Origin of the sequence: Campylobacter concisus (assembly GCF_015229965.1) — a bacterium.
GTDB lineage: Bacteria > Campylobacterota > Campylobacteria > Campylobacterales > Campylobacteraceae > Campylobacter_A > Campylobacter_A concisus_BD.
Map to the genome: position 1 here is coordinate 37,858 of NZ_JAAKZB010000005.1, position 23,497 is coordinate 61,354.

Genomic DNA, 23,497 nt, shown 5'->3' on the forward strand with positions numbered 1-23,497 from the left:
ATTTATAAAATTATTTACTCCTTTTTAAATTTATTCTTGTATCATTTTTGCATTCTTTTAGGGAGAATTTACAATGAAATATGATGAAATTTTTAGAGAATACGACATCCGCGGCATTTTTGAAAAAGACTTGACAGAAGACAGCGTCAAGGCTATAGGGCTTGCTTTGGGTAAGAAATTTAACGAATTTGGCGTGAAAACTTTAAGCGTTGGTTTTGATGCAAGGCTAAGTGCTAGCACACTTTTTAGGTATCTGCTAAGCGGCCTAAACAAGGCTGGTGGCTTTAAAATTTATAACATCGGCTTGCTACCAACTCCTGTTGGCTACTTTAGCGTTTATGCTGATTATTTTGACGCAAACATCATGATCACGGGCTCTCACAACCCTAAAGACTATAATGGCTTTAAGATCACTATTAAAAAAGATAGTTTTTTTGGCAAAGATCTGCAAATTTTAAAAGATAAGGTGAACGAGATAATCGCCTCTAGTGAGCAAATAGCAGACGATGAGAGCTGTGAGAAATTTAACATCTTAGAAAAATACGTTGAGTTTTTTGTAAAAGAATTTAGTGAGCTTAAAAATTTCAAAAAGCCTTTTGTCATTGACTGCGCAAATGGCGCTGTAGGCGTGAGCTTAGTGCCTATCGTTAAAGCGCTTGGACTAAATGCAAAAATTTTATATGAAGACCCAGATGGAAATTTTCCAAATCACCACCCAGATCCAAGCGAAAAAGAGAATTTAAAAGAGATATTTTCGCTCATCGAAAAGAAGGAATTTGACCTTGGATTTGGCTTTGACGGAGATGGTGACAGGATCGCAGTTATAACGCCAAAAAGAGATATAAAAGGCGATGAGCTAGCCTATCTTTATGCGCTAAATATGAAACATCCAAAGGTGCTTGGCGAGGTAAAATGCTCACAAAATATGTATGATGAGATCGCCAAGATCGGCGAAGTTTTCATGGGTAAGACTGGGCATAGCAACATAAAAAAGATGATGAAAGAGCTAAACGTAGATCTCGCGGCTGAAGTTAGCGGTCATATCTTCTTTAAAGAGCGCTATTTTGGCTTTGATGATGCGCTTTATGCGATGATGAGGGTGCTTGAGCTAGTTCATAAGGGCTTTGACCTTGACGGCGAGCTTGATAAGATGCCACTTGTCTTTAGCACCGATGAGATCAAGATAAAGACGACTGACGAGGCTAAATTTAAGATAGTTGCTAAGCTAAAAGAGTGCGTGAAAAACGAGGGTTGTGACCTGCCAAGGATAAAAAATATCATTGATATTGATGGCATTAGGATTCAGTTTGAAAATGGCTGGGCGCTGGTGCGTGCGTCAAATACAACGCCAGTTATCGTTACTAGATTTGAAGCTAAAAGCAAGGAATTCTTAGAAGAGATCGAGCAAAAAGTGACAAATTTGCTTAAGAGCTTAATGTAGCTAATAAAAGCATTTTGGGTTAAATTTACTCCAAAATGCTTTTTAAAATTTATTTAAACATTCAAAAAGACCTATCTTTCTCAAACTTTCGATGATTTTTTCTTTGCATACATGCTTTGTAGTATTAAATTTATCAAATATATAGAATTTAAAATCAACAAATAGCCTATCGGTATCGGCGTTTTTCAAAAAGAGTTCATTACTAGCTTATTTTACTCGTTTGGTGCTCAGGTATGCAAAATATCTGCTCATCATAGATTTTAAAGCAGTCCCACTTGCTGACAAAAATTTTAGAAACATTATCAAATTTACATGCTAGCTTGCTGCCAAGATTATAAAACTATCGTCATGGATTTTAAAGTGACGTCGTCTGCTGTAAAACTTGCAAATATATTTGTTAAATTTAAAAAAGAGAGATGGCGTAAAGATTACGCCATTAAATTTAGAGTTTGCCGCCTTCAACGACTAGAGATTCAGGATTGACGCTATCGCCATATATCGGTTTTAGTGTCGCGTCATAGTCTTTGTGGAAGAAATTTTCTTTTCCAAGCTCGATGATCTCGTTATTTAGCCACTCAAGTAAGGCTTTGTTGCCTTTTTTGACAGCTGGAGCTATCACATCCACATCCCCAAGCGCTTCAACGCCTACGACAAAGCCAGGAGTCTCTTTCGCCCAGGCAAAAAGTAGGGCATTATCATGCGCTAGAGCCGCACCCCTTTTATCAACCAAAGCTGCGAAAGTTTCGGTGTTTTGATCATACTTTAAAAGCTTGATATCAGGATAATTTTTTGTAAAAAATGCGTCTGCGGTTGTGCCTTTATTGACGATTAATGTCTTGTCTTTTAGCTCATCGACGCTCTTTATCACAGCACCTTCTGGGCTAACGATGCCAAGTGAGACCTTCATATATGGAAGCGCAAAATCAACAACTTGCGCGCGCTCAGGCGTCTTTGTAAAATTTGCAAGCGTGATATCGACCTTGTCAGCTGTGAGCACTTCGACCCTGCCAGCAGCCTCGACTAGCTCAAATTTAACCTTGCTCTCATCGCCAAGCAGGTCTTTTGCGATGCGTTTTGCAAAGTAGATGTCATAGCCTTGGTTTTTGCCGTCTTTATCGACGTAGCCAAATGGCGGTTTGTCGCTAAAAACGCCTATCCTTATATATCCACGCTCTTTGATCTTTGCGATCGTATCAGCTTGGTTTGAAGCGGCCGCTTTGTCCGCACCTTTGTCATCACCACAACCCGTTAGAAAGACGGTAGCGACTAATGCTAATAAGAAAAATTTAAATTTTCTCACTCTTTCTCCTTTAGAAATTTTAGTAAATAAGAGCGACTAAGCTCGCTCTAAACGCATTTTGAAAAAACGGCAAATTATCTCTTATTTTTTCTAAAACGAGAATAAATTTAGAAATTTCTTTGCTCGCTCGCTCTTTGGATTAGTAAAAAACTCCTCTGGCTCGCTGATCTCCACGATCGCTCCAGCGTCCATAAATACTATCTTATTCGCAACCGCCCTTGCAAAGCTCATCTCGTGGGTGACTATTAGCATCGTCATGCCGTCTTTGGCTAAATTTAGTATCACATCAAGTACTTCTCTAACGATCTCTGGATCAAGTGCAGCCGTAACCTCGTCAAATAGCATGATCTCAGGGTTTAGACAAAGGCTTCTAACGATTGCTATGCGCTGCTTTTGACCGCCGCTTAGCTCCTTTGGATAGGCAAATTTCTTATCAAGTAGCCCAACCTTGCTTAGCCACATATTAGCCGTCTTTTCAGCCTCGGCCCTATCTCTTTTTTGCACCTTTAAAGGCCCAAGAAGGACGTTATCGATGACGTTCATATGATCAAACAGCTCGTAGCTTTGAAAGACCATGCCTACCTTTTGGCGGATCCTTTGCCACTCTTTAAATTTAGCGTCTATCACTTCGCCGTCTATGATGATCTCGCCGCTTGCTATGCTCTCAAGGCCGTTTATACACCTAAGAGTTGTGCTCTTGCCGCATCCCGATGGCCCAAGAAGCACGACCACTTCGCCGCTTTTAACATCTAAATTTATATCCTTTAAAGCGTGAAGCTCTCCATAAAATTTATTTAAATTTTTAAGTTCTAAGATATTTTCGCTCATTTTAGCTCCATTTTTCTTCTAATTTTTTTGATAGCTTTGAGACTGGATAGCAGATCGCAAAATATAAAAAGAATATGAGCGTGTATATCCAAAATGGCGCCATAGGATTTGTAAATACATTTCGCTCGATGATCTGCTGGCCGACTTTGACCACCTCTACAACGCCGATTAGAACGACGATAGAGGTCGTTTTTATCATACGGCTTAGTAAATTTACAGCTCCAGGCACCAGTCTTCTTGTAGCAAGCGGGATGATGACATAAAAGTAAATTTGAAATTTGCTAAGCCCCAGCGAGGCGGCTGACTCAAACTGGTGCTTTGGTATCGAGGTGATCGCTCCTCGCACGATATCCATCATCTCAAAAACACCCCAAAGGCTAAAGACGATAAGTGAGGCGGTAAATGCTGAGATGTGGATATCAAAAGCCTTGCTAACGCCAAAATAAAATAAAAATAACCAGACGATCTGAGGCATGATGCGCACGATCTCGAGACAAATTTTTAAAATAAGATAGATAAATTTGTTTTTCATACTCATCAAAACGCCAAGTATGAGGCCTCCGATAACGGAGATGATGATCGAGATAAATGAAATTTCAGTGCTTACTACAAGACCTTCAAGCAGTCTTAGTAAATTTTGCGTGTCAAATAATATACTAACTCCTTGCATTTCTCACCCTTTTTTCGACGTAGCTAAGCGCCAGCGAGACTGGCAAGATGATGACAAGATAGCTAATAACCAGCATAAAAAGCGCCTCATCTGTTTTGTAATAAAGCCCAATGAGATCCTTTGCTACGTAAACTAGATCAGCAAGGGCTACGATACTAACGATACTTGTCTCTTTTAGTAAAAATATGACGTTTGCGCTGATACTTGGCAATGCCACGCTAAAGGCTTGTGGCAAGATGACATATCTTAAGAGCTGATTTTTACTAAGTGCGATGCTAAGTCCTGCTTCTATCTGCGACTTTCTCACCGCCTCAAAGCCAAGTCTAAAGCTCTCGCTCATATAGCTGCCACCAAGAAAGCTAAGTCCCGCAACCGCACAGGTAAAGCCACTCATCGACACTCCAAGCTTTGGCAAGCCGTAGTATAAAAAGAAGAGCTGGATAAGAAGCGGCGTGTTTCTTGAAAGCTCAACGTAGCAATCAACTAGTTTTGAGAGAAATTTTAGCTTGTAAAATTTCACAGCCATGCAAAAAATGCCTATCAAAATAGAAAAGACGATCCCCAAAAAGGCGATCTGGCAGGTGAGAATCCCAGCCTTTACAAAAAGGGGGTAAAATTTCTCAATAAACTCAAAATCCATAAACTTTAATCCAATCTGAAAAATGGAGTTATTTTATCCCATAATCATAAATTTAAAACTAATTAGATATGATCACGCTTTAAATTTAAGCTTACAAAAAGGATAAAATTTGATCGATCTTTTTCAGATCATCGGCTTTTTAGGGATGATTTGCATCGTGATGGGCTATTTTTTACTTCAGATCGGCCGTCTAAATAGCCACGATCTAGCCTATCAGAGAATAAATTTAGCAGGTGCGGTGCTGCTTATAATCTCGCTTTTTGTGCATTTTAACCTCGGTTCATTTTTGATAGAGGTCTTTTGGATAATCATTACTATTTATGGAATTTATAAAATTTACAAGGAGAGAGCGTGAGAGCGTATGCAGAGTGGGAGGAGCAGGAACTTTTGTTTTTATCGCTGCCACATAGTAAGAGCGACTGGGAGCCTTATTTAGAGGAGATTTTGGCGGGTTATGAGGAGCTTGTGGCTGCTATTACGCCCTTTGAAAAGGTGGTGCTCATCTGCCCTGATGAGGCAAATTTTACTAGATTTAAGAAATTTAAAAATGTAGAGTTTGTAAAGCTTGAGACTGACGATACTTGGATCAGAGACTACGGTATGATCGACGTTTGCACCAAGGATGGCATAAAGAGCTACGACTTTAAATTTAACGCTTGGGGCGGTAAATTTAAGAGTTCAAAAGATGATGCGATAAATTTAGAGCTAGCTAAAATTTACAAAACTAAGCTTGAGCCTGTTGATATGATACTAGAGGGCGGAAGTGTCGAGTTTAACGGAGATGGTGTGCTTTTAACCACTTCAAAATGCCTGCTAAATGAAAATAGAAACAAAGCACTTAGCAAAGAGCAGATCGAGGAGAAGCTAAAGAATTTGTTTGGCTTAAAGCGTATCATCTGGCTTGAAAATGGCTTTATAAAAGGCGATGACACAGATAGTCACATCGACACTTTAGCGCGCTTTATCACGCCTGATACTATCGCTTACGCAGCTTGCGATGATAAGAGCGATGAGCACTTTGATGAGCTTAAAAAGATGGAAGATGAGCTTAAAAAAACTGGCTTTAAGCTGCTTGCTCTGCCACTACCAAAACCTAAATTCTATGATGGCAAAAGGCTTGGCTGCACCTATGCAAACTTTATCTTTATAAATGGTGCGCTAATAGTGCCAACATATAACGACGAAAACGATGAAAAGGTGCTAAATTTACTTGCTAAGGCGCTGCCAGATAGAAAGATCATCGGCGTAAATTCGCTAGTTTTTGTGCGTCAAAATGGCTCGCTTCACTGCTCAAGCCAAAATAGATACAAAAGGGCTTAGCCTTGTCAAGTCCGTTTGATTATGAGTTTAACAGCATAAATAAGCAGGAGTGCACGCAGAGCGAAAATAAGGCAGTTATCGCAGCAGGTGCTTGCGCCTTTTTGCTTGCACTCGTGAAATTTGCAGCTGGGCTTTTTAGCGGCTCGGTCGCTGTGCTTGGCTCGGCGATAGACTCGATGCTTGATTTTATCGTGTCGCTTTTAAATTTATTTGCGCTTAGAAAGTCAAGAAAGCAAGCTGATGAGAAATTTAACTTTGGCTACACAAAGCTAGAGGCGTTAGCAGCGCTATTTGAGTGTGTCATCATCGTTGTGGCTGCTGGATATATATTTTATGAGAGCGTTAAGAAATTTAGCGAGCCAAATTTAGAGATAGACCTTGGCTTAAGCCTCGGCGTGATGATATTTTCAGTCGTAGTGACGCTATGTTTGGTGCTATTTTTAAACCAAATTTCTAAAAAAAGTGGCAACCTTATCATAAAAGCAGACGCGCTGCACTATAAGATCGACCTTTTTAGCAACCTAGCAGTCATCATCTCGCTGCTTATCATTAAATTTAGTGGCTTTGTGATGATAGATGCGATCTTTGGTATCGTGATAAGTGGCTACATCGCTCAAAGCGCCATAAGCCTTGGCAAAGACGCCCTTGGTGTCTTGCTAGATCACGCAGCAAGCCCTGAGGTCACAGCTGAGATCATCAAGATGATAAAGGCAAAGCAGAGGATTTCAGACTTTCACTACCTAAACACAAGACAGAGCGCAAATACCATATTTTTAACGCTGCATTTAGTTTTTGACAAAGATATCTCGCTTTACGACGCGCACGAAGTGGCCGAATCGCTTGAAGCTGAGATAAGAGAGAAATTTAAGGAATTTTCGTGGCAGATAACCACGCATTTAGACCCATACAACGACAAAGAAGGGAGATGAGATGAAAGTAGCACTACTTCAACAAGAATTTAAAGGCACAAAAGAGGCGACCATCGCAAAGACGCTTGAGCTAATAGCTGAGGCAAAAAAAGGTGGCGCTGATCTCGTGGTCTGCCAAGAGCTACACCAGACGCAATACTTTTGCCAAAGCGAGGATACAAATTTCTTTGATCACGCAAATGACTGGCAAGAAGATGTCGCTTTTTGGGGCAGGGTGGCTAAGGAAAACGGCGTAGTTTTGGTTACTTCGCTCTTTGAAAAAAGAGCTGACGGACTTTATCACAACACCGCCTTTGTCTTCGAGCGTGACGGTAGCGTGGCTGGCAAATATAGAAAAATGCACATCCCTGATGACCCTGGATTTTACGAGAAATTTTACTTCACACCTGGTGACATTGGCTTTGAGCCTATTGAAACGAGCCTTGGTAAGCTTGGCGTTTTGGTCTGCTGGGATCAGTGGTATCCAGAAGCAGCAAGGCTAATGGCGCTAAAAGGGGCAAAAATTCTCATCTATCCAACGGCTATAGGCTGGTTTGAGGGCGATAGTGACGATGAAAAATCAAGACAGCTTGAAGCGTGGGTGGCAGTGCAAAGAGGTCACAGCGTGGCAAATGGCCTACCAGTGGTCGCAGTAAATCGTGTGGGCTTTGAAAAAGATGATAGCGGCGTAATGAATGGGATAAAATTTTGGGGAAATAGCTTTGTTTTTGGGCCTCAAGGTGAGCAGCTTTTCCGCGCAAATAGCACAGATGAGCTTTGCAAAATCGTTGAAATAGATATGAAAAGAAGCGAAGAAGTCCGCAGAATTTGGCCATTTTTACGTGACCGCAGGATCGATGCCTACGCAAATATCACAAAAAGGTTTATCGACTAAATTTAGAGCTAGAATTTCTAGCTCTTTTAAAATGCAAATTTCTTATCCACTATGCGGACTATCCTGCCGCCAAGCCTTTTTGCTCCAAAAAGCCATTTAGCGCTGAAAGAAATGTCGATTTGCCATATCCTGAGCTGCCCATTAGGCAGATGATCTTGTTTTGGGCGATGTTTAAATTTAGATCTTTTAAAATTTCATTCTCTTGTTGTAAATTTTTGGCTTTTAAAGAAGACTATAAATATGATTATATAAAAGAAAGATAAAATATAATAGGAAAAATTATATGGGTCGAACTATTGAAGTTCAACCCACTGGATAATGAATTAATATCTACGTTTAAATTAAAAACAAAAATTATTCTGTTTTGTCTTTAACGTAGGTAGCACCTTTGTTAACTTTGTCTTTTGACCACTCGACTGCATTGCCAGTATCTTCTTTGGCGCCATGCCAAGTATTGGAACAGCCAACCATAAAAAAGGCAGCGCACAACAGTGTTAGAAAATAACGCATATTTACTCCTTTGTTTTTAAGAGATGGCGCTTGGGCAGAATTTGGCAATCTTTTATGCCTTAAAACGGTTTTCAAGATCTTCGCTTTCAGCAACACGGTCATCTCTTGAAAGTATATAGCTAATTATATCTAAAATTTATTAATTTTTTTATCAAAAGTAAGAAAAGAGTATAAAAAATTAGTTTTTATAGAAATTTTCTTAAGGTAGGTATTATAAAATTTTTATCTATTATTGATATCAAAGCCTGCTTAATATTGCCTCGATTGATTAGGTTGAGTTCTGTTGAAAAGTTTGGTAATGGATCATTTAGTAATAAATTTAGCTTAGCCTCTTCGAGTTTTAGCTTTTTTTTATCTGTGTTTTTGTTCTCTAGCATCGATACTACTATTCTTAGCTTTTCTTTTGTTATATCACTTTGCACGGAATACCTTGTATATGATAATTGAAAATAAAAAAGCCACAGCAGAGCATGCAAAATACGCCCAAATTTCCCCAATAGTTTTTTCAATGAGCGTGTGCAGGCCTAGCAAAAAGAATACTAAGCCTATGATGCAAATCACACCCACAATTATATTGAGTACAACTGAATTGGCACTCTTTAAAAAAGAACACCTAATATCGTCAGCTTGAGCATCTATAAGCTCAACCACGGATACTATAAATTCAGATATGCTCGCCATTATTTTTTTAATAACCAGGCAGCTAAAAATCCAACTCCGGCAGCAATAGCAATGCTTTTAATCGGATCTTCTTTTATTGCGTCGTTTACGTTCTCTATGCCGTCTTTGCCTTTTGATTTTAGATCATCTATGTATTTTTTGATCTCATCGATATTTAGTTGGTCTAAAATTTTATCTTTAGTGGATTCCGCACGCTCTGCACCCATATCTTTGATAGATTTCATAACATCTTTAAAATCTGCTTTCAAAGAATCTAAGTCTTTTTTTAAAGACTCTAAATTTACCTCTTGAGTAGCCATTAGGACTCCTTTATTAATATTGTTTTGAGCTGAAGCTCTCGTATAATTATATATAATGTTACTTAATGGTTAATAAATTTAGCAATTCAAATAATCTCATTGGTGGTATGATGCTATTCTATGTTCCGTTAATAACTAAAAGTCACCATAAGGTATTCCGATATCCTTTCAAAATTCTTAGTGTTATACCTTTAATTATTTTTAATATATTTTATTAAATTACTATGCAAAACTTAGATATTTTATCTATGAAAATAGTTTTTAGAGATAATGATTTGTCTGAGCTTTTATATTTTTATTTTATTATGAGAATAAAAATATTGGCCGTCTGCCAAGACCTTACAGTAAACTCAATTTGAGTTTACTAAGTAAGTTATTATCGTACATGCTATAAAAATAATATTTGGGCTCTTGTTTTATTAAAATCAAATCGCCCTATAAAGAAATATAAATTTATTCTTAAGAAAATATTTTTTTAAGCCTTGATTGTGTAGAATAGTTGCAATTTTACCAAAATGGCATAAAAATATCATAACAAAAAGATACAAAGCTAAATTTATAGAATAAAATAGCCTTAAATTTTTTGAAAGGATTTTAGATGAAAACTACTTCTTTGGCACTTGCTGGATTGCTTTTGGCAACAACACTTTCAGCAAAAGAATTTATCAGTATCGGCACTGGCGGCATGACAGGTACATACTATCCGATAGGTGGAGCGATCTGCCGTTTGGCAAACAAAAACACCGATGTAAAATGCTCTGTTCAATCAACTGGCGGCTCTGTTTATAACGTAAATAACGTCCTTAAAAAAGAGCTTACTTTTGGCTTTGTTCAAAGCGACGTCGTCTATGACAAATTTAACGGCACTGGCAAATTTGACGGAGCAAAAGATGAAAATTTACGCTCAGTAGTTGCGATCTATCCAGAGCTTCTTGCATTTGTTGTAGCAAAAGATAGCGGTCTAACAAGCGATCTCTCTTCATTTGCAGGTAAAAAATACAACGTCGGCAACCCAGGCAGCGGCAACGAAGTGAGCACACTTGAAGTCTTTAAGGCAAAAGGCTTTGACGTTTCAAAACTAGGATATCGTGGCGTTTTAACAGTTGGCGAATGCCCACACGCACTAAAAGATAAAAAAATAGACGGATATAGCTTTGTCGTCGGTCACCCAACTGCAAACATCACTGATGCAGCGACATCTTTGCCTATTGATATCCTAAATATCGAAGGCAGCGAGATCGATAACCTTCTTAAAGAAAAACCATACTTTGCAAAAGGTGTGATCCCAAAAGGCTCTTATGATGGCGTCGATCACGATGTAAATACTATCGGCGTAAAAGCTGTTTTGGTAACCAACAAGGATACAAAAGATGAGGCTGTAAAAGCTGTGATAAAAGCTATTTTAGACAACTTTGATGAGTATAAAACTCTTCACCCAGCGCTAAAATCAGTAAATAAAGAGGATCTCGTCCAAGGTCTTTCAGCTCCGCTTCACCCAGCTGCAGAGGCTGCGTTTAAAGAGGCTGGTATCTTAAAATAATACATTTCCAGGGGCTTTTGCCTCTGGATAAAATTTAAATATGCAAATTTCTTCTAAATTTATATATTTAAATTTTAAAGGAGAAAGATGAACGAAGTTAATGACAACGAAGAACAATTTGTCGAGGTAAAGACAAGAGAGATAAATAGCAATTTTTACAACTATTTCATCGCATTTGTGTGCTTCTCTTGGTCGGTTTTTCAGCTTTATATAGCGTATTTCCCACTAAATACTAACATCTCACGCTCAGTGCACCTAGCCTTTGCGGTTGGGCTTGTATTTTTGCTATATCCAGTCACTTTTCATAAAAAGGCTCACTCAAGTTTGCCGTTTTACGACCTAGTTTTTTGCGTGGTAGGTGTTGTCGCCGTACTTTATCCAGCGGTTTATTTTTATGAGCTAGCTGATAGGACAGGGGACTACATCACTCAAGATATCGTCATATCGTTTTTAGCGATCATCGTCTTGCTTGAGGCTGGCAGGCGTGTCATGGGGCCAGCACTTCCTATCATTTGTATATTATTTTTGATATATGATCACTTTGGCCCTTATATGCCAGACATCATCGCTCACCAAGGCGCTAGCTTTGAAAAGATCGCAGGACACATGTTTTTGACAACTGAGGGCGTCTTTGGCGTGCCTATCGGCGTTAGCGTTAGTTTTATCTACCTTTTTGTTCTTTTTGGTTCATTGTTAGAGCGAGCAGGCGCTGGACAATACTTTATAAATTTAGCCTTCTCACTTCTTGGTAAATATAGAGGCGGCCCAGCTAAGGCCTCGGTCATCGCAAGTGGCCTAACAGGCATGGTTTCAGGCAGCTCAACAGCAAACGTAGTAACTGTTGGTACATTTACCATTCCGCTTATGAAAAAAGCTGGTCTTTCACGCACAAAAGCTGGTGCTATCGAGGTTGCAGCTGGTGTAAATGGACAGCTCATGCCACCTATCATGGGTGCGGCTGCTTTTATCATCGCTGAGTTTTTAGGTATGACATATACAAATGTCATGATGGCAGCGGTCATTCCAGCATTTGCTTGTTATTTGTCACTATTTTTCATCGTGCATCTAGAGAGCGTCAAGCTTGGACTAAAAGGCATAAATCAGAGCGAATTTCACTCAAGATTTAAAATTTTCGTTAGCGGTCTTCACTATATAACGCCTATTTTGATCTTGCTTTATACGCTTTTAATAGCAAAAGAGTCAGCCATAGCTGCAGCGTTTAATGCGATTGGATTTTTATTTTTGATAATGATCTTTCAAGAGCCAACTAAAAAGCTAGCAAGTGGCGAAAAAGTAGGGCTAAGCGACGTGCTTCTTGGTTTTGAAGATATATTTTGGGCGATGGTCGCAGCTGCAAAGAGCATGACTACAATAGCCATCGCAACCGCACTTGCTGGCATTATCGTGGGCTCTATCTCGCTTACTGGACTTGGTCAGGTGCTTTCTGATCTAGTCGAGCTTTTAGCAGGCGATAACATCATGATGATCCTAGTTTTAACAGCTCTTATGTCGCTCATCCTTGGCATGGGGCTTCCAACGACAGCAAACTACATCGTCGTCTCAAGCCTTGTTGCGCCAGTTATCTTGTTTTTGGCGCATAAAAATGGCTTTTTGATCCCCGCTATAGCCGTGCATCTTTTTGTATTTTACTTTGGAATTTTAGCCGATGATACGCCGCCAGTTGGCATCGCAGCCTATGCAGCAGCGGGTATTGCTAAAGCAAATCCGATAACCGTTGGCGTGCAAGGGTTCTTTTACGATCTAAGAACGGCGATCTTGCCATTTGCCTTTTTCTTTAACAACAAACTTATGCTAATTGAAAGCATAAACACGAGCGATCCGCTTGATTCAAAAGGTATCGTTTGGATGAGCAACCCACTTGAAATTTTACTTGTTTTTGGTATGGCGATCGTGGGGATGTTTGCCTTTTCAAGCTTGCTTCAAGGATACTACGTCACAAAGCTTAGGATTTGGGAGAGAGTGCTACTTATCCCAGTCGTGCCTCTAGCTCTTGTGCCAAACATCTGCGTGAAATTTGGACTAATGCCAAACGAATACACAGCCTACATCGTAGCAGCAGCTCTTTATGGTTTTGTCTTTATGACTCAGTGGGGCATAAAAGATAAACCGCTTGATCAAATAAGAGCGATTTAACATTAGGCAAGAGCTCTCTTGCCTAAACTTTTTAAATTTATTTATTTCTAGTGATTTTGTAAAAAGTGAGAATTTAGGCTTTTAAAGCCTAAAGATCAAAGTTGTTTTGAGCGTTTTAGATCGCCCGCAAACTCGCAAGACATCTTATCACTTAGTTTGCAGCCTTTTTCTAAGAAGGTGTAAGCCTCTTTAAATTTCTTAGCTTCTATTAGTATCGAGCCTATCATGCCGCAAGAGTAGCCGTCGTTTTGCTCGCAAGCTTTGTTAAAAAGCTCTCTTGCTTTTTGTGGATCGTTATCGAGATAAATTCCACCAGCTGCTGAGCAACCCTCTTTTTCGCCACCTTGGCAAGCTTTGTTGTAAAACTCTAACGCTTTATTACTGTCTGGCACATCAGTTTTGCCAAGCTGGTAGATCGCACCTGCTTTTGCACATGATCTTGCGTCATTTGCTGCGCATCCTGCTTCAAATTTAGACAAAGCCTCAGTGAAATTTGAGTCAGCATAAGCCTTCAAGCCATCTTCAAAGTCGCCTGCTAGAGCGCAAGCTGCAAGAAGCGAGATAAAAATCATTTTTTTCATTAAATTTTCCTTTTGTAAAGTAATGTGCAATTTTAACATATTAAATTTACACTTACTTGATGAAAAATAATTATGATTTTAAAATTTGCTCTTGCTCTTTGTAATCAGGCATGATGGCTTCTATAAATTTATAAAAACTGCTTTGATGATGCGGATAGAGCAGGTGAGTAAGCTCGTGAAGCACGACATATCGCACGGCAGAGAGTGGCTTTTCTATAAGCCTTAGGCTTAAGTTTATATAGCCTTTTTTGTGGTTGCAGCTGCCCCAGCGAGTTTTGCTATCTCTTATGACGATGCGACTAACTGGCTTATTGATATGAGGCTGATAGTAGCTTACAAGCTCTAAAAATAGCTCTTTTGCTCTTGCTTTTTTAAAGCGCTCAAGTGCCTTTAAATTTGGCGTTATGATAAATTTATCTTCAAAAAATGGCAGTTTTACGCTCTCATCAAATTTGATCTTATAAATTTGTCCAAGAAATTTCATCTCATCATCTTTTGGTAAATTTAAAAGAGCTTTTTTATATGAGTTTTCAAGCCAAATTCTGTGCGTCTCAAGAAAGCTAAGAGCCATCTTTTGTGTGCTGTAAAATGGCATAGAAAGCGTGATCTTAGCGTCCTTACCAACTCTTAATCGCATAGCCTTTACATTTGTTTTAAAATTTATTAAAACGCTTAAGCCATAAAAGTCTAAATTTAAGCTCTTTTGCCTCAAACTAGGCGTTTTTCTTGCCACTTTTTGCTTCTCCAGCGCCATGTATTTGCAAGGCCTCTTAGCCACTCATCAGCGCAAAATCCTATCCAAACGCCAATGATACCCCAGCCAAGGTGTATGCCTAAGAAATATCCAAGCGGCAGCGAAAGCCCCCACATAAAGATAAGCCCAGTCGCTAGCGGGAATTTCGCGTCGCCACTTGCACGAAGGGCATTTACGATGACGATGTTAAAGGTTCTGCCAGCTTCTAGCACGATCGAGAGGGTAAAGAGTGGTAGCATTATCTTGCGCAAGCCCTCATCTAAATTTAGCGCGTCCATGATCTTATACTTTAAGGCGTAGGCGATCAAAACGACGACGAGCGTGATAGAAATGCCAAGCCACAAGGCTTTAAAAGTTCTTGTATAGGCCTCGTTAAACTCGCTTGCCCCAACCAAATGTCCCACGATGACCTCGTTTGCCACGCTGATACTAGCTCCGCAAAGCAAGATAAGAAGTGTGATCTGAAAGTAGATAGTCTGCACGCTAAGAGTTGCCTCGCCCATGCTCGCGATAAAGCTAAATGCGACCATGTATTGCGCCATCCAGAGTAAATTTTCTCCAGCACTTGGCAAGCCAACTGAGAGTATTTTCTTTAAAATTCCAAACGGCACGACAAGCAGTTTGCTAAGATAAATTCTAACTTTTGCCACGCGTATGAGCATGTAAAGTAGGACAAAAACACCTATTAGTCTGCCCACAAATGTCGAGATAGCGACACCTTGCAAGCCTAAATTTGGCAGATCAAACCAGCCAAAAAGAGCGATGGCGTTGCCAAAGATGGTGATGATGTTCATTAAAACTGAAGTTAGCATCACAGCAGTTGCTAGATTATAGACGCGAAGCACCGCAGCTAGCACCATGCCGATGCCATCAAAGAGCAATGCAAAGCCAAGGATGTGAAGGTATGAGAAGCTATCGTTTATGAGATCACTTGGCACGTTTAATAAATTTAAGATGTTGTAGCCAAAGACGTAGATGATGATGGCTGAAAAGATGCCAAAGATCGTATTTGACGTGATACTTGCGTGTATGACGCTTGAGGCTAGCTCGTTTTGTTTTGCTCCAAGAGCTTGTGCGACGACGACTGAGCAGCCCATGCTTAAGAAGTTAAAAATGGTCATAAAAAGGTCCATCACTTGATTGCCCGCACCCATGGCGCCAACTAGATGCACGCTCACTTTTGTCACCATGTAGGTGTTTATGATGAGCGTTATAAAGTGCAAAAACATATCTAGAAATATAGGGACGACCAGTTTTTTCATAGAAAGATTCATAAATTTCTCCCTTTTTAAATTTTGGGGCGATTATAGCCAAATTAGGTTTTAGCTCCCTTTTGATATAATCCAAAAAATTTAAAATTTGAGAGAAAAATGGCATTAATCGACCTAATAGACGTAAGTAAAAAATTTGGTGCAAATGAAATTTTAAACAGCGTAAGCCTTAGCGTAAATGAAAATGAAAAGATAGCGATCATCGGTAAAAACGGCAGCGGCAAGAGCACGCTTATGAAGATCATCTCTGGCGAGGTGGCAGCTGATAGTGGAAGACGCATAGTGCAGAGCTTAATAAGCGTCGAGATGCTAGCGCAAAATCCAAATTTTAACGCCACTTTTAGCGTAAGAGATGCGCTAAATAACGAGCTAAAAGAGATATTTGACGCGATAAGCGAGTATGAAAAAAGTGGCGTCTTGCTAGCAAATGAGCCTGAAAATAAAGAAATTTTAAAAGAGCAAGAGAGGCTTTTGAAATTTATAGAAGCAAAAGATGGCTGGAATATCGAGCACAAGATCGAGCGAATTTTGCAAGAATTTAAGCTAAAAGAGTATGAAAACAGACCCATTTGCTCGCTAAGTGGTGGCGAGATCAGGCGCGTGGCACTGGGTGCTCTTATCCTTAAAAAGCCAGATGTGCTGCTGCTTGATGAGCCTACAAACCACCTTGATGTCTATATGGTCAAATTTCTTGAAGATATGCTTAAAAGCTCAAATCAAAGCATAGTTTTTATAAGCCACGATAGGTACTTTATCGATGCGCTGGCAACTAGGTGCGTTGAGGTCGAGGATGCAAGCTTAAAAAATTTCGAGGGCGGATATGCAAACTATCTAACCAAAAAAGAGGAAATTTTAGCAAGCCTTGCAAAGTCGCATGAGACGCTACTAAAGCAGCTAAAGGCTGAAGAGGAGTGGCTAAGGCGCGGCGTAAAAGCTAGGCTAAAGCGAAATGAGGGCAGAAAAGAGCGGGTGCTAGCCATGCGCGAGGAGGCTAAGAAAAACCCAGGTGTGATAAGGCGCGTGAGGCTTGAGCTGGAGCGAGCGAGTAAAAATTTCAACCAAACACAGAGCCAAAACCGCAAAAAAATGCTCTTTGAGTTTAAAAATTTAGGCAAAAGCATAGATGGCAAGGTGCTTTTTGAAAAATTTGACGCAAGAATCTTGCAGGGCGAGAGGATCGCCATAGTTGGGCGAAATGGCAGTGGAAAGAGCACGCTGCTTAAAATTTTGCTAGGGCTTGAAAAGCCAAGTAGTGGAGAGATAAAAAGAGGTGAGGTGAGCATCGGCTACTTTGATCAAGCTAGAAATGTCCTTGATGATGACAAGAGCCTAATAGAGACATTTTGCCCAAATGGCGGCGACCACGTGCTGGTTCGTGGGCGAAATATGCATGTCTATGGCTATCTTAAAAATTTCCTCTTTCCAAAGGAGTTTTTAGATAAAAAGATAGGCGTTTTAAGTGGCGGCGAGAAAAACCGTGTCGCACTTGCGATGCTTTTTACCAAAACTTACGATGTGCTGGTGCTTGACGAGCCGACAAACGACCTTGATATCGCAACTATCAACATTTTAGAGGACTACTTGCAAAGCTTTGAGGGGGCGATCTTGCTAGTTAGCCACGATAGATATTTTGTCGATAAGATGGCAAATAAGCTCTGGGCGTTTGAGGGGACAAAGATAAATGTCTTGCATGAGGAGTATAGCGTCTATTTGGAGCTTGAAGATGAGATGAAAGAGCTTGATAAATTTGAAAAAGAGCTAGCAAATAGCCAAAATGAAGCCAAGCAAAAGAGTAAATCTGGCGCAAAGCTAAGCTACAAACAAACGCAAATTTTAAACACATATCCAGATAAAATTTCAGCCCTTGAAGCAAGAGTGGCCGAGCTAAATGAGGGGCTTAGCGATCCTAAAATTTATCAAGAAGTGGGGCTTACTAAGCTTTATGAAGAGCTTGAAAAGGCAAAAGCCCAGCTTGAAAGCCTAGAAAATGAGTATTTTGAAGTGCTTGAGATCGCCGAGGAGCTAGAGTAGCTTGAAAAAGATCGGTAGGATAAGCGCGCTAAATAGAAGAGTTGTTAGACAAAATTTAGCCACAAGCATGAGCCTTTTGATAGGTAAAGAGAGATTTAGCGGGGTGTTTTCACCAGAGATAGAAAAATATGAAGTAGGCGATCTAGTCGAGATAAAATATAACAAGGTTGGTTTTTTAAATAAGATAGATATTATTAGGTTAATAGCAAAAAGCAGCAAAGAGTCAGGAGTTTTTGCAAGGATTGCAAATTTGATCTTCATGCTTTGTTATTTTTATTTATGCTTTATTGCGTCAGTCTTTATTTATTACGGGGTTACGCTGGAATTTGATATTATTAGGCTTATTATTACATTGGCAGCTGCTTGTTTTTTGTTTTTGATGGGTAAATTTGTATATTTTAGGTTTTTGATATTTAGATATTTTATATTTGGATAGGTACTTTGAAATTTAAATTTATGAAAGGTTTTTGCGCCATGATGAGGTCGCTAAATTTGTTTGAAATGGGGCTAAAATGCTAAAAAAACATCCGCTAATCTCAGTAATAATCGCCATTGTTGTGATATTTTTTGCTACCTACTTTTTTATCTTTGGGTTAGTTTCTATTTTAGATGACGACATTGGCGATAGTAAAGAGTTAAATAATAGCTATTTTTACGTCAAAGATGACAAGGTCTATGCCATGGTGCCAAGCGGCGGTAAATTTGAGTTAATAGGCGTGAAAGCCAGTAAATTTAGATACATTGACACCGGCAAATACGACAACAGAAATGTTGGCGCTAGTGATGAGGCGGTGTATTGTGGCAATCTCGTGATGAGCGGGCTTGATCCAAATGGCGTTAGGGCACTTGGCAATGGCTATTTTGGCGATGGCAAGGTAACATACTTTTGTGATAGCGAAAGCGAGACAAACCTTGAAATATCCGCACTTAAAGAGTTTTGGGACATATTCTCACATAAAATGTTTAATACCCCTAAGGCGCAAACTCACATCTATAAATTTAGACAGGTTGATAACGCTAATTTAGCTGCGATCTTGGGCTTTGGCTATGCAAGTGACGGAGCAAAGGTCTATCATGATGGCAAAGAGCTAGAGGGCGCAAATGCCAGCAAAATGCGATACATCGAGCAGGCATCTGGCAGAAAGAGCATGCATTTTACGACTGACGGAGAAAATGTCTATTATGACAGCACAAAACTAGGGATCAAATTTAGCCCGCAAATGCGTGATATCGGCGAGATATGGCGCATTCACTATCTGTATGAGCCAAATTCTGGCATGGTCTATGCAAATGATCACGAATTTGACCCAAAATTTGCCCCATACGAGCCACTTTTTAACCTAAAAGATGAGCACTCCTATCATGCGCTCTTTCGTGGCAAAGGCGGTATCTATCACTGGGAGCGAAAGTGGCAGTGGTATAACAGCATAGATGAGGGCGAGTTTGTAAGAGACGGAGACGATCCTTTTAAAGGCGAGATAACGCCGTTATATGGTGACGTGGTGATAAGTGATGGTAAGACATATTTTTTAAAAACCTATGAAATTTGGCACAATACAAAAAATAACCACAGCCTAAGCTCACGCCACACGTGTATCGTAAGGCTTGATACAAAAGAGCAGTGGCGAAAGATAGGGCTTGTAAGAAATGATGGCCACGGAGCAGTCTATGCAAACGGCGATAAGACATATTATTTTGATAACGTCGGCTATGGCTGGCGTTTTAACAGCAGTGTTTATGATATAAACGACCTTGGCGTAGTTGAAATTCTCACTCGTCCTTATGGTCCAAATGTTAAGAATTTAAAACTTGATGAGATAGTAAAAATGGTAGATCAAGGCGCTATGACGCCAGCTGAGGGCGAGGTGGTGATTGATGCGATAAGCGACTTTGATGATTACTCGCAAAAATATGCCTACTGGATATTTCTTGCCATCGCATTTATAATGTCGGTGGTTGGCGCTATTTTTAAAAACAAAAAGCAAAAAAGCGAGCTTAAAAAAAGGGTGGATGATTATAGATAATGAGAAAAATTGCGACTAAGATACTTTATCTTTTTGTCATCTTGACGCTATTTTTTGTTTTGGCGATGCTTTATCTATGGCATGAGGGCGAGTATCAAAGAAGCTTTGCAAACATTGATAATAGCGAGTTTTACCGCTCGCCTGATGGTAAAATTTACGTTCAAATTTCAGGCAGTGGCAAGTATGAGCTAAAAGGCGTCGATGAGGCTAGTTTTAGGGTCTTAAAGCTAAAACACGCATACGACTACTCAAACGTGGGAGCTGATAAAAATCATGTCTATTGTGCTAGAGAAATTTTGCCAGGACTTGATCCAAACAGCACCAAAGTGCTTGGCAATGGCTATATAAGTGATGGCAAGATGAGCTATTATTGCGCCACTAGAAGCGAGAAAGAGGCGGGATTTAGCGAATTTAGCGCCGTTATGAAAAGCGTCGCTCACGTCTTTATAAAAAGCTACGATGATAGCCCTTATTTTTACAGGACAAAAAGGGTTGAAAGCACAAATTTAGAGCCTATATTTGACGCTGGCTTTGCAAGAGATGGAGCTACGCTTTACTACAAGGGCGAAAAGCTTGACGCAGATCCTAGCGAGCTAAGATATATCACGACAGAAAATGGCGCTCCTAGCGGATATTACACAGATGGCAAAAGCTTGTTTATGGGCTTTTATAGGCTTGATACAAGATATTCAGATGAGACGCGCCGGATATGCTATGATGATAAGCACGACATAGAATATCTTTTTGAGCCAAAAAGTGGGGCTGTGTTTGCAAATGAGCGTAAATTTAGCGCTCAAAATATGCCTTATAGCGCCATTTATAGCGCGGATAACGTGCACTCGTTTTGGCCTCTTTTTGCCAGCAAAGATGGAATTTACTTTTGGGATAGCACGAAAAACGAGCAGGCTAAAATTTCAGACTATCAGCTAAAAGGCGAGCTAAAAAGGCTCTATGCTGACGTTTTTGTAGATGAGAGTTCAGCGTATTTCTTGCAGCAAGGTGAAGAGTGGCGGCGCTCAAAGCATGGCAGGCACTTAGAGGCGCAAACAGTCTCTTTATATAAATTTGCCCCAAGCAGCTCTTGGCGTGAGGTAGGGCTGGTAAAAGATGGCGAATATGGCGCGGTCTATGCAAATGGCGATAAGGTCTATTTTTTTAGCAAGATAAAGCCATTTTATGGCATTAGACATAGCGTTTATGAGGTGGCAGACCTTGGCGTCATAGAAATTTTAACAAGAGCATCTAAAGAGCTTAGCGCAAAAGATATCAGCGATATGATAAAACGCGGCGAGCTAGTGGAGGTAAGCGGCGAAGAGGTCGCAAGATCTAGGATAGAGTATGACTCGCCAAAGATCATTTTGTATATCACATTTGGCATCGCTTTTGTCGTCATAGTACTAACAACTCTTGCAAAACCAAAGAGAGATAAAAGAGACTTGAGATAAATTTCAAAGTAGCTATTTTTGGTGGCTAAAGCTTAAAATTTCATAAAAATTTAAAGAGAAAATTTGACCTATTTACTCTTTTTTGTTATTTTAAAGCGAGACTGAAATTTATAAAAAGGAGAAAAATGTTTAAATTTCAAAGGTCAAAATTTAATAATTCAGTATTTATCCCATCGCTTATTGTCATATTTTTAATAGCGGCATTTGCAGCGATATTTCCAAATTTCTCAAATGAGTTTTTTAAGGGTATGCAAAACTACATCGCAGCCAAATTTGGCTGGTTTTATATCCTAGTCGTTGCCGTCATACTGCTAAGCGTCATCATTCTTGGCTTTAGTAAGCTTGGCGAGATCAAGCTTGGAGCTGATCACGTAAAGCCAGAGCACAAAAATATCTCGTGGTTTTCTATGCTGTTTGCCGCTGGCATGGGCATAGGTCTAGTGTTTTTTGGTGTGGCTGAGCCGCTCATGCACTATCTAAACCCACCAGTTGGCGACGCGCAAACTATCGCAGCGCAAAAGCTTGCGTTGAATATAACATTTTTTCACTGGGGCATGGGCGCATGGTCGGTTTATGCCATTGTGGCGCTTATCCTTGCCTTTTTCTCATATAGGCACGGCTTGCCACTCACGCTTAGATCGGCATTTTATCCGATCATCGGAGATAAAATTTACGGCAAGATAGGTAGCGCCATCGATACATTTGCTGTCGTAGCGACCCTTTTTGGTGTGGCGACATCGCTAGGATACGGCGTACTTCAGGTAAATGCTGGCCTTACGCACGTTTTTGGGCTGCCGACCATGCACATCACGCTTCTAATAGTGCTTTGTTTTGCAGCTACCATTTCAGCGGCAAGTGGTGTCGATAAGGGTATTAAGATCTTATCAAACGCAAATATCGCGCTAGCTATATGTTTTATGTTTTTGATACTATTTTTGGGCGATACGACGCAGCTTTTAAAGTCGTTTGTGCAAAACAGCGGCGACTACGTCTCTACGCTCATTTCAAATACCTTTAACCTCTACGCCTACGAGAGGCAAAACGAGAGCTGGCTTGGCGGTTGGACGCTGCTATACTGGGCTTGGTGGCTATCTTGGTCGCCGTTTGTGGGGCTTTTTATAGCTAAAATTTCAAAGGGCAGAACGATCAGAGAATTTGTGATCGGCGTACTTTTAGTGCCAACTGGCTTTACCTTTGCTTGGATGAGCTTTTTTGGCAACTCAGCGATCTCGCTTGTGCAAAATGGCTTTAGCGAGCTAGCGACCACGGTAAATTCTGACTCAGCCTCAGCACTTTTTATGTTTTTAGAAAAATTTAGCTTCTCAGGCGTGCTAAGCACGATTGCAGTCTTTATGATCGTCATATTTTTCGTCACTTCCGCTGACTCTGCGGCGATCGTGATGAATATGCTTTGCTCAAACGGCAAGGACGATACACCAGTTTGGCAAAAGGTCTTTTGGGGCGTTACAGTGGGTGTTGTGGCGGCATTTTTGATGCTAGCTGGTGGTCTTGGCTCACTTCAGGCACTTACGATCACGACTGCGCTGCCATTTTCCATAGTGCTACTTGGCGCCATTTACGGGCTATTTAAGGCGTTACGTGTGGATCTAACCAAAAAAGAGACAAATAACTTTAGCAACATGCCTATTAGTGATCTTTCAAAGCCGTGGCAAGAGCGCCTAAGTGCGATCATCACGCTGCCAGGCAAGAAAGATGGCAAGAAATTTTTAAATGAAGTCGTGCTAAAAGCTTTTAACGAGCTAAAAGAGGAATTTGCCAAAAACGGCCTTGAAGCAAAGGTCACAAATGGCGAAAATTTTGTAAATTTAAATGTCGGACTTGGCGACGAGATGGATTTTAGATATGGCGTCTATCTCACCAAGAGCCAGAGCCCAGACTACACCAGAGAGCTTGAGGGTGACGATCTTTATTACAGAGCTGAGGTCTATCTAAAAGAGGGCGGTCAGGACTACGACGTGCTTGGCTGGAGCGAAGCTACGCTGATAAACGACGTCATCGAGCAATACCGCAAACATATGCAGTTTTTACATGTCGTTAGAGAGTAAATTTGAATGGAATTTGATTGATTTTCAACAAAACGCATGCAGCGCGCCAGCACTATTGCATGCCACCTCTAACGTGCGAGGGGATTGAGGGATCTAAAGGGAGATAAGGGGACGGCTTCGTAATTCAAGTCCCCTTGTC

23 protein-coding genes are annotated in these 23,497 nt (G+C 40.3%); 12 read left to right on the top strand and 11 right to left on the bottom strand.

Annotated features, from left to right (window positions below; translation table 11 throughout):
• Positions 1-73 precede the first annotated feature (73 nt).
• Positions 74-1,441: a phosphomannomutase/phosphoglucomutase gene (locus tag G6W43_RS03400; protein ID WP_194169153.1), complete on the top strand. Its 1,368-nt coding sequence runs from the start codon at positions 74-76 to the stop codon at positions 1,439-1,441.
• Positions 1,442-1,883: 442 nt separating this feature from the next.
• Here G6W43_RS03400 and G6W43_RS03405 read toward each other — a convergent pair whose 3' ends face one another.
• From G6W43_RS03405 to G6W43_RS03420, 4 genes are all read right to left on the bottom strand, one after another.
• On the bottom strand, positions 1,884-2,741 hold the full coding sequence (locus G6W43_RS03405) for a cysteine ABC transporter substrate-binding protein (protein ID WP_009293645.1): 858 nt from the start codon (positions 2,739-2,741) through the stop codon (positions 1,884-1,886).
• Between the two features lie 90 nt (positions 2,742-2,831).
• Positions 2,832-3,569 (bottom strand): amino acid ABC transporter ATP-binding protein, encoded by a 738-nt coding sequence (locus G6W43_RS03410; RefSeq protein WP_103599584.1) that lies wholly within the window; start codon positions 3,567-3,569, stop codon positions 2,832-2,834.
• A 1-nt stretch (position 3,570) separates the two neighbouring features.
• A complete protein-coding gene (locus tag G6W43_RS03415) occupies positions 3,571-4,239 on the bottom strand; it encodes an amino acid ABC transporter permease (protein WP_103605260.1) in 669 nt (222 codons plus the stop codon).
• Positions 4,226-4,879, bottom strand: coding sequence for an amino acid ABC transporter permease (locus G6W43_RS03420; RefSeq protein WP_009293648.1), 654 nt, complete (start codon positions 4,877-4,879; stop codon positions 4,226-4,228). Before G6W43_RS03420 ends, G6W43_RS03415 begins: the two co-directional genes overlap by 14 nt.
• Before the next feature lie 109 nt (positions 4,880-4,988).
• Here G6W43_RS03420 and G6W43_RS03425 point away from each other — a divergent pair, with 109 nt between their 5' ends.
• Genes G6W43_RS03425 through G6W43_RS03440 form a run of 4 tightly spaced genes read left to right on the top strand, consistent with a single transcriptional unit; the run spans position 4,989 to position 8,002 of the window.
• Positions 4,989-5,234 (top strand): CBU_0592 family membrane protein, encoded by a 246-nt coding sequence (locus tag G6W43_RS03425; protein WP_194169154.1) that lies wholly within the window; start codon positions 4,989-4,991, stop codon positions 5,232-5,234.
• Positions 5,231-6,199: an agmatine deiminase family protein gene (locus G6W43_RS03430; protein WP_194169155.1), complete on the top strand. Its 969-nt coding sequence runs from the start codon at positions 5,231-5,233 to the stop codon at positions 6,197-6,199. The genes G6W43_RS03425 and G6W43_RS03430 overlap by 4 nt, the downstream gene beginning before the upstream one ends.
• Before the next feature lie 2 nt (positions 6,200-6,201).
• Positions 6,202-7,128 (top strand): cation diffusion facilitator family transporter, encoded by a 927-nt coding sequence (locus tag G6W43_RS03435; RefSeq protein WP_194169156.1) that lies wholly within the window; start codon positions 6,202-6,204, stop codon positions 7,126-7,128.
• A 1-nt stretch (position 7,129) separates the two neighbouring features.
• Positions 7,130-8,002, top strand: coding sequence for a carbon-nitrogen hydrolase (locus tag G6W43_RS03440; RefSeq protein ID WP_103645180.1), 873 nt, complete (start codon positions 7,130-7,132; stop codon positions 8,000-8,002).
• 58 nt (positions 8,003-8,060) lie between these two features.
• On the opposite strand, the gene G6W43_RS10595 is transcribed toward G6W43_RS03440, so the two are convergent.
• The 4 genes from G6W43_RS10595 to G6W43_RS03460 form a co-directional block, all read right to left on the bottom strand.
• Positions 8,061-8,195, bottom strand: coding sequence for an ATP-binding cassette domain-containing protein (locus G6W43_RS10595; RefSeq protein WP_103567193.1), 135 nt, complete (start codon positions 8,193-8,195; stop codon positions 8,061-8,063).
• Positions 8,196-8,356: 161 nt separating this feature from the next.
• Entirely contained in the window at positions 8,357-8,587 is a 231-nt protein-coding gene (locus G6W43_RS03450; protein WP_141090758.1) for a hypothetical protein, read from the bottom strand.
• Between the two features lie 110 nt (positions 8,588-8,697).
• Positions 8,698-8,934 carry a hypothetical protein gene (locus G6W43_RS03455; RefSeq protein ID WP_103611874.1) on the bottom strand — a complete coding sequence of 79 codons (237 nt, stop codon included), beginning with the start codon at positions 8,932-8,934 and terminating at the stop codon, positions 8,698-8,700.
• A gap of 258 nt (positions 8,935-9,192) precedes the next feature.
• Positions 9,193-9,492, bottom strand: coding sequence for a DUF883 family protein (locus G6W43_RS03460; RefSeq protein ID WP_103611876.1), 300 nt, complete (start codon positions 9,490-9,492; stop codon positions 9,193-9,195).
• A gap of 598 nt (positions 9,493-10,090) precedes the next feature.
• Here G6W43_RS03460 and G6W43_RS03465 point away from each other — a divergent pair.
• Together G6W43_RS03465 and G6W43_RS03470 are read left to right on the top strand one after the other, a co-directional pair.
• Entirely contained in the window at positions 10,091-11,032 is a 942-nt protein-coding gene (locus tag G6W43_RS03465; protein WP_107793865.1) for a TAXI family TRAP transporter solute-binding subunit, read from the top strand.
• Positions 11,033-11,119: 87 nt separating this feature from the next.
• Entirely contained in the window at positions 11,120-13,186 is a 2,067-nt protein-coding gene (locus tag G6W43_RS03470; RefSeq protein WP_194169157.1) for a TRAP transporter permease, read from the top strand.
• A gap of 95 nt (positions 13,187-13,281) precedes the next feature.
• Here G6W43_RS03470 and G6W43_RS03475 read toward each other — a convergent pair whose 3' ends face one another.
• The 3 genes from G6W43_RS03475 to G6W43_RS03485 form a co-directional block, all read right to left on the bottom strand.
• Positions 13,282-13,767: a tetratricopeptide repeat protein gene (locus G6W43_RS03475; RefSeq protein ID WP_103573912.1), complete on the bottom strand. Its 486-nt coding sequence runs from the start codon at positions 13,765-13,767 to the stop codon at positions 13,282-13,284.
• A gap of 70 nt (positions 13,768-13,837) precedes the next feature.
• Positions 13,838-14,521, bottom strand: coding sequence for a M48 family metallopeptidase (locus G6W43_RS03480; RefSeq protein WP_148785481.1), 684 nt, complete (start codon positions 14,519-14,521; stop codon positions 13,838-13,840).
• Entirely contained in the window at positions 14,476-15,795 is a 1,320-nt protein-coding gene (locus G6W43_RS03485; protein WP_194169158.1) for an MATE family efflux transporter, read from the bottom strand. The genes G6W43_RS03480 and G6W43_RS03485 overlap by 46 nt, the downstream gene beginning before the upstream one ends.
• A gap of 96 nt (positions 15,796-15,891) precedes the next feature.
• Between G6W43_RS03485 and abc-f the strand changes: the two genes are divergently transcribed.
• The 5 genes from abc-f (at position 15,892) to G6W43_RS03510 (ending at position 23,358) form a co-directional block, all read left to right on the top strand.
• Entirely contained in the window at positions 15,892-17,823 is a 1,932-nt protein-coding gene (gene abc-f, locus G6W43_RS03490; RefSeq protein WP_194169159.1) for a ribosomal protection-like ABC-F family protein, read from the top strand.
• Between the two features lies 1 nt (position 17,824).
• A complete protein-coding gene (locus G6W43_RS03495) occupies positions 17,825-18,259 on the top strand; it encodes a hypothetical protein (protein ID WP_012001585.1) in 435 nt (144 codons plus the stop codon).
• 76 nt (positions 18,260-18,335) lie between these two features.
• On the top strand, positions 18,336-19,847 hold the full coding sequence (locus G6W43_RS03500; RefSeq protein ID WP_194169160.1) for a DKNYY domain-containing protein: 1,512 nt from the start codon (positions 18,336-18,338) through the stop codon (positions 19,845-19,847).
• Positions 19,847-21,292 (top strand): DKNYY domain-containing protein, encoded by a 1,446-nt coding sequence (locus G6W43_RS03505; protein WP_194169161.1) that lies wholly within the window; start codon positions 19,847-19,849, stop codon positions 21,290-21,292. The genes G6W43_RS03500 and G6W43_RS03505 overlap by 1 nt, the downstream gene beginning before the upstream one ends.
• A 125-nt stretch (positions 21,293-21,417) precedes the next feature.
• Positions 21,418-23,358, top strand: a complete 1,941-nt coding sequence (locus tag G6W43_RS03510) for a BCCT family transporter (RefSeq protein WP_194169162.1) — start codon at positions 21,418-21,420, stop codon at positions 23,356-23,358.
• The last annotated feature ends 139 nt before the right edge of the window (positions 23,359-23,497 follow it).

Excerpts from the sequence above, each read along its gene's own strand:
- G6W43_RS03465 (WP_107793865.1), top strand. The coding sequence starts at position 10,091 with ATGAAAACTACTTCTTTGGCACTTGCTGGATTGCTTTTGGCAACAACA.
- G6W43_RS03485 (WP_194169158.1), bottom strand. The coding sequence starts at position 15,795 with ATGAATCTTTCTATGAAAAAACTGGTCGTCCCTATATTTCTAGATATG.
- G6W43_RS03420 (WP_009293648.1), bottom strand. The coding sequence starts at position 4,879 with ATGGATTTTGAGTTTATTGAGAAATTTTACCCCCTTTTTGTAAAGGCT.
- G6W43_RS03480 (WP_148785481.1), bottom strand. The coding sequence starts at position 14,521 with ATGGCGCTGGAGAAGCAAAAAGTGGCAAGAAAAACGCCTAGTTTGAGG.
- G6W43_RS03510 (WP_194169162.1), top strand. The coding sequence starts at position 21,418 with ATGTTTAAATTTCAAAGGTCAAAATTTAATAATTCAGTATTTATCCCA.
- G6W43_RS03500 (WP_194169160.1), top strand. The coding sequence starts at position 18,336 with ATGCTAAAAAAACATCCGCTAATCTCAGTAATAATCGCCATTGTTGTG.
- abc-f (WP_194169159.1), top strand. The coding sequence starts at position 15,892 with ATGGCATTAATCGACCTAATAGACGTAAGTAAAAAATTTGGTGCAAAT.
- G6W43_RS03400 (WP_194169153.1), top strand. The coding sequence starts at position 74 with ATGAAATATGATGAAATTTTTAGAGAATACGACATCCGCGGCATTTTT.
- G6W43_RS03470 (WP_194169157.1), top strand. The coding sequence starts at position 11,120 with ATGAACGAAGTTAATGACAACGAAGAACAATTTGTCGAGGTAAAGACA.
- G6W43_RS03505 (WP_194169161.1), top strand. The coding sequence starts at position 19,847 with ATGAGAAAAATTGCGACTAAGATACTTTATCTTTTTGTCATCTTGACG.
- G6W43_RS03460 (WP_103611876.1), bottom strand. The coding sequence starts at position 9,492 with ATGGCTACTCAAGAGGTAAATTTAGAGTCTTTAAAAAAAGACTTAGAT.
- G6W43_RS03475 (WP_103573912.1), bottom strand. The coding sequence starts at position 13,767 with ATGAAAAAAATGATTTTTATCTCGCTTCTTGCAGCTTGCGCTCTAGCA.
- G6W43_RS03410 (WP_103599584.1), bottom strand. The coding sequence starts at position 3,569 with ATGAGCGAAAATATCTTAGAACTTAAAAATTTAAATAAATTTTATGGA.
- G6W43_RS03440 (WP_103645180.1), top strand. The coding sequence starts at position 7,130 with ATGAAAGTAGCACTACTTCAACAAGAATTTAAAGGCACAAAAGAGGCG.
- G6W43_RS03415 (WP_103605260.1), bottom strand. The coding sequence starts at position 4,239 with ATGCAAGGAGTTAGTATATTATTTGACACGCAAAATTTACTAAGACTG.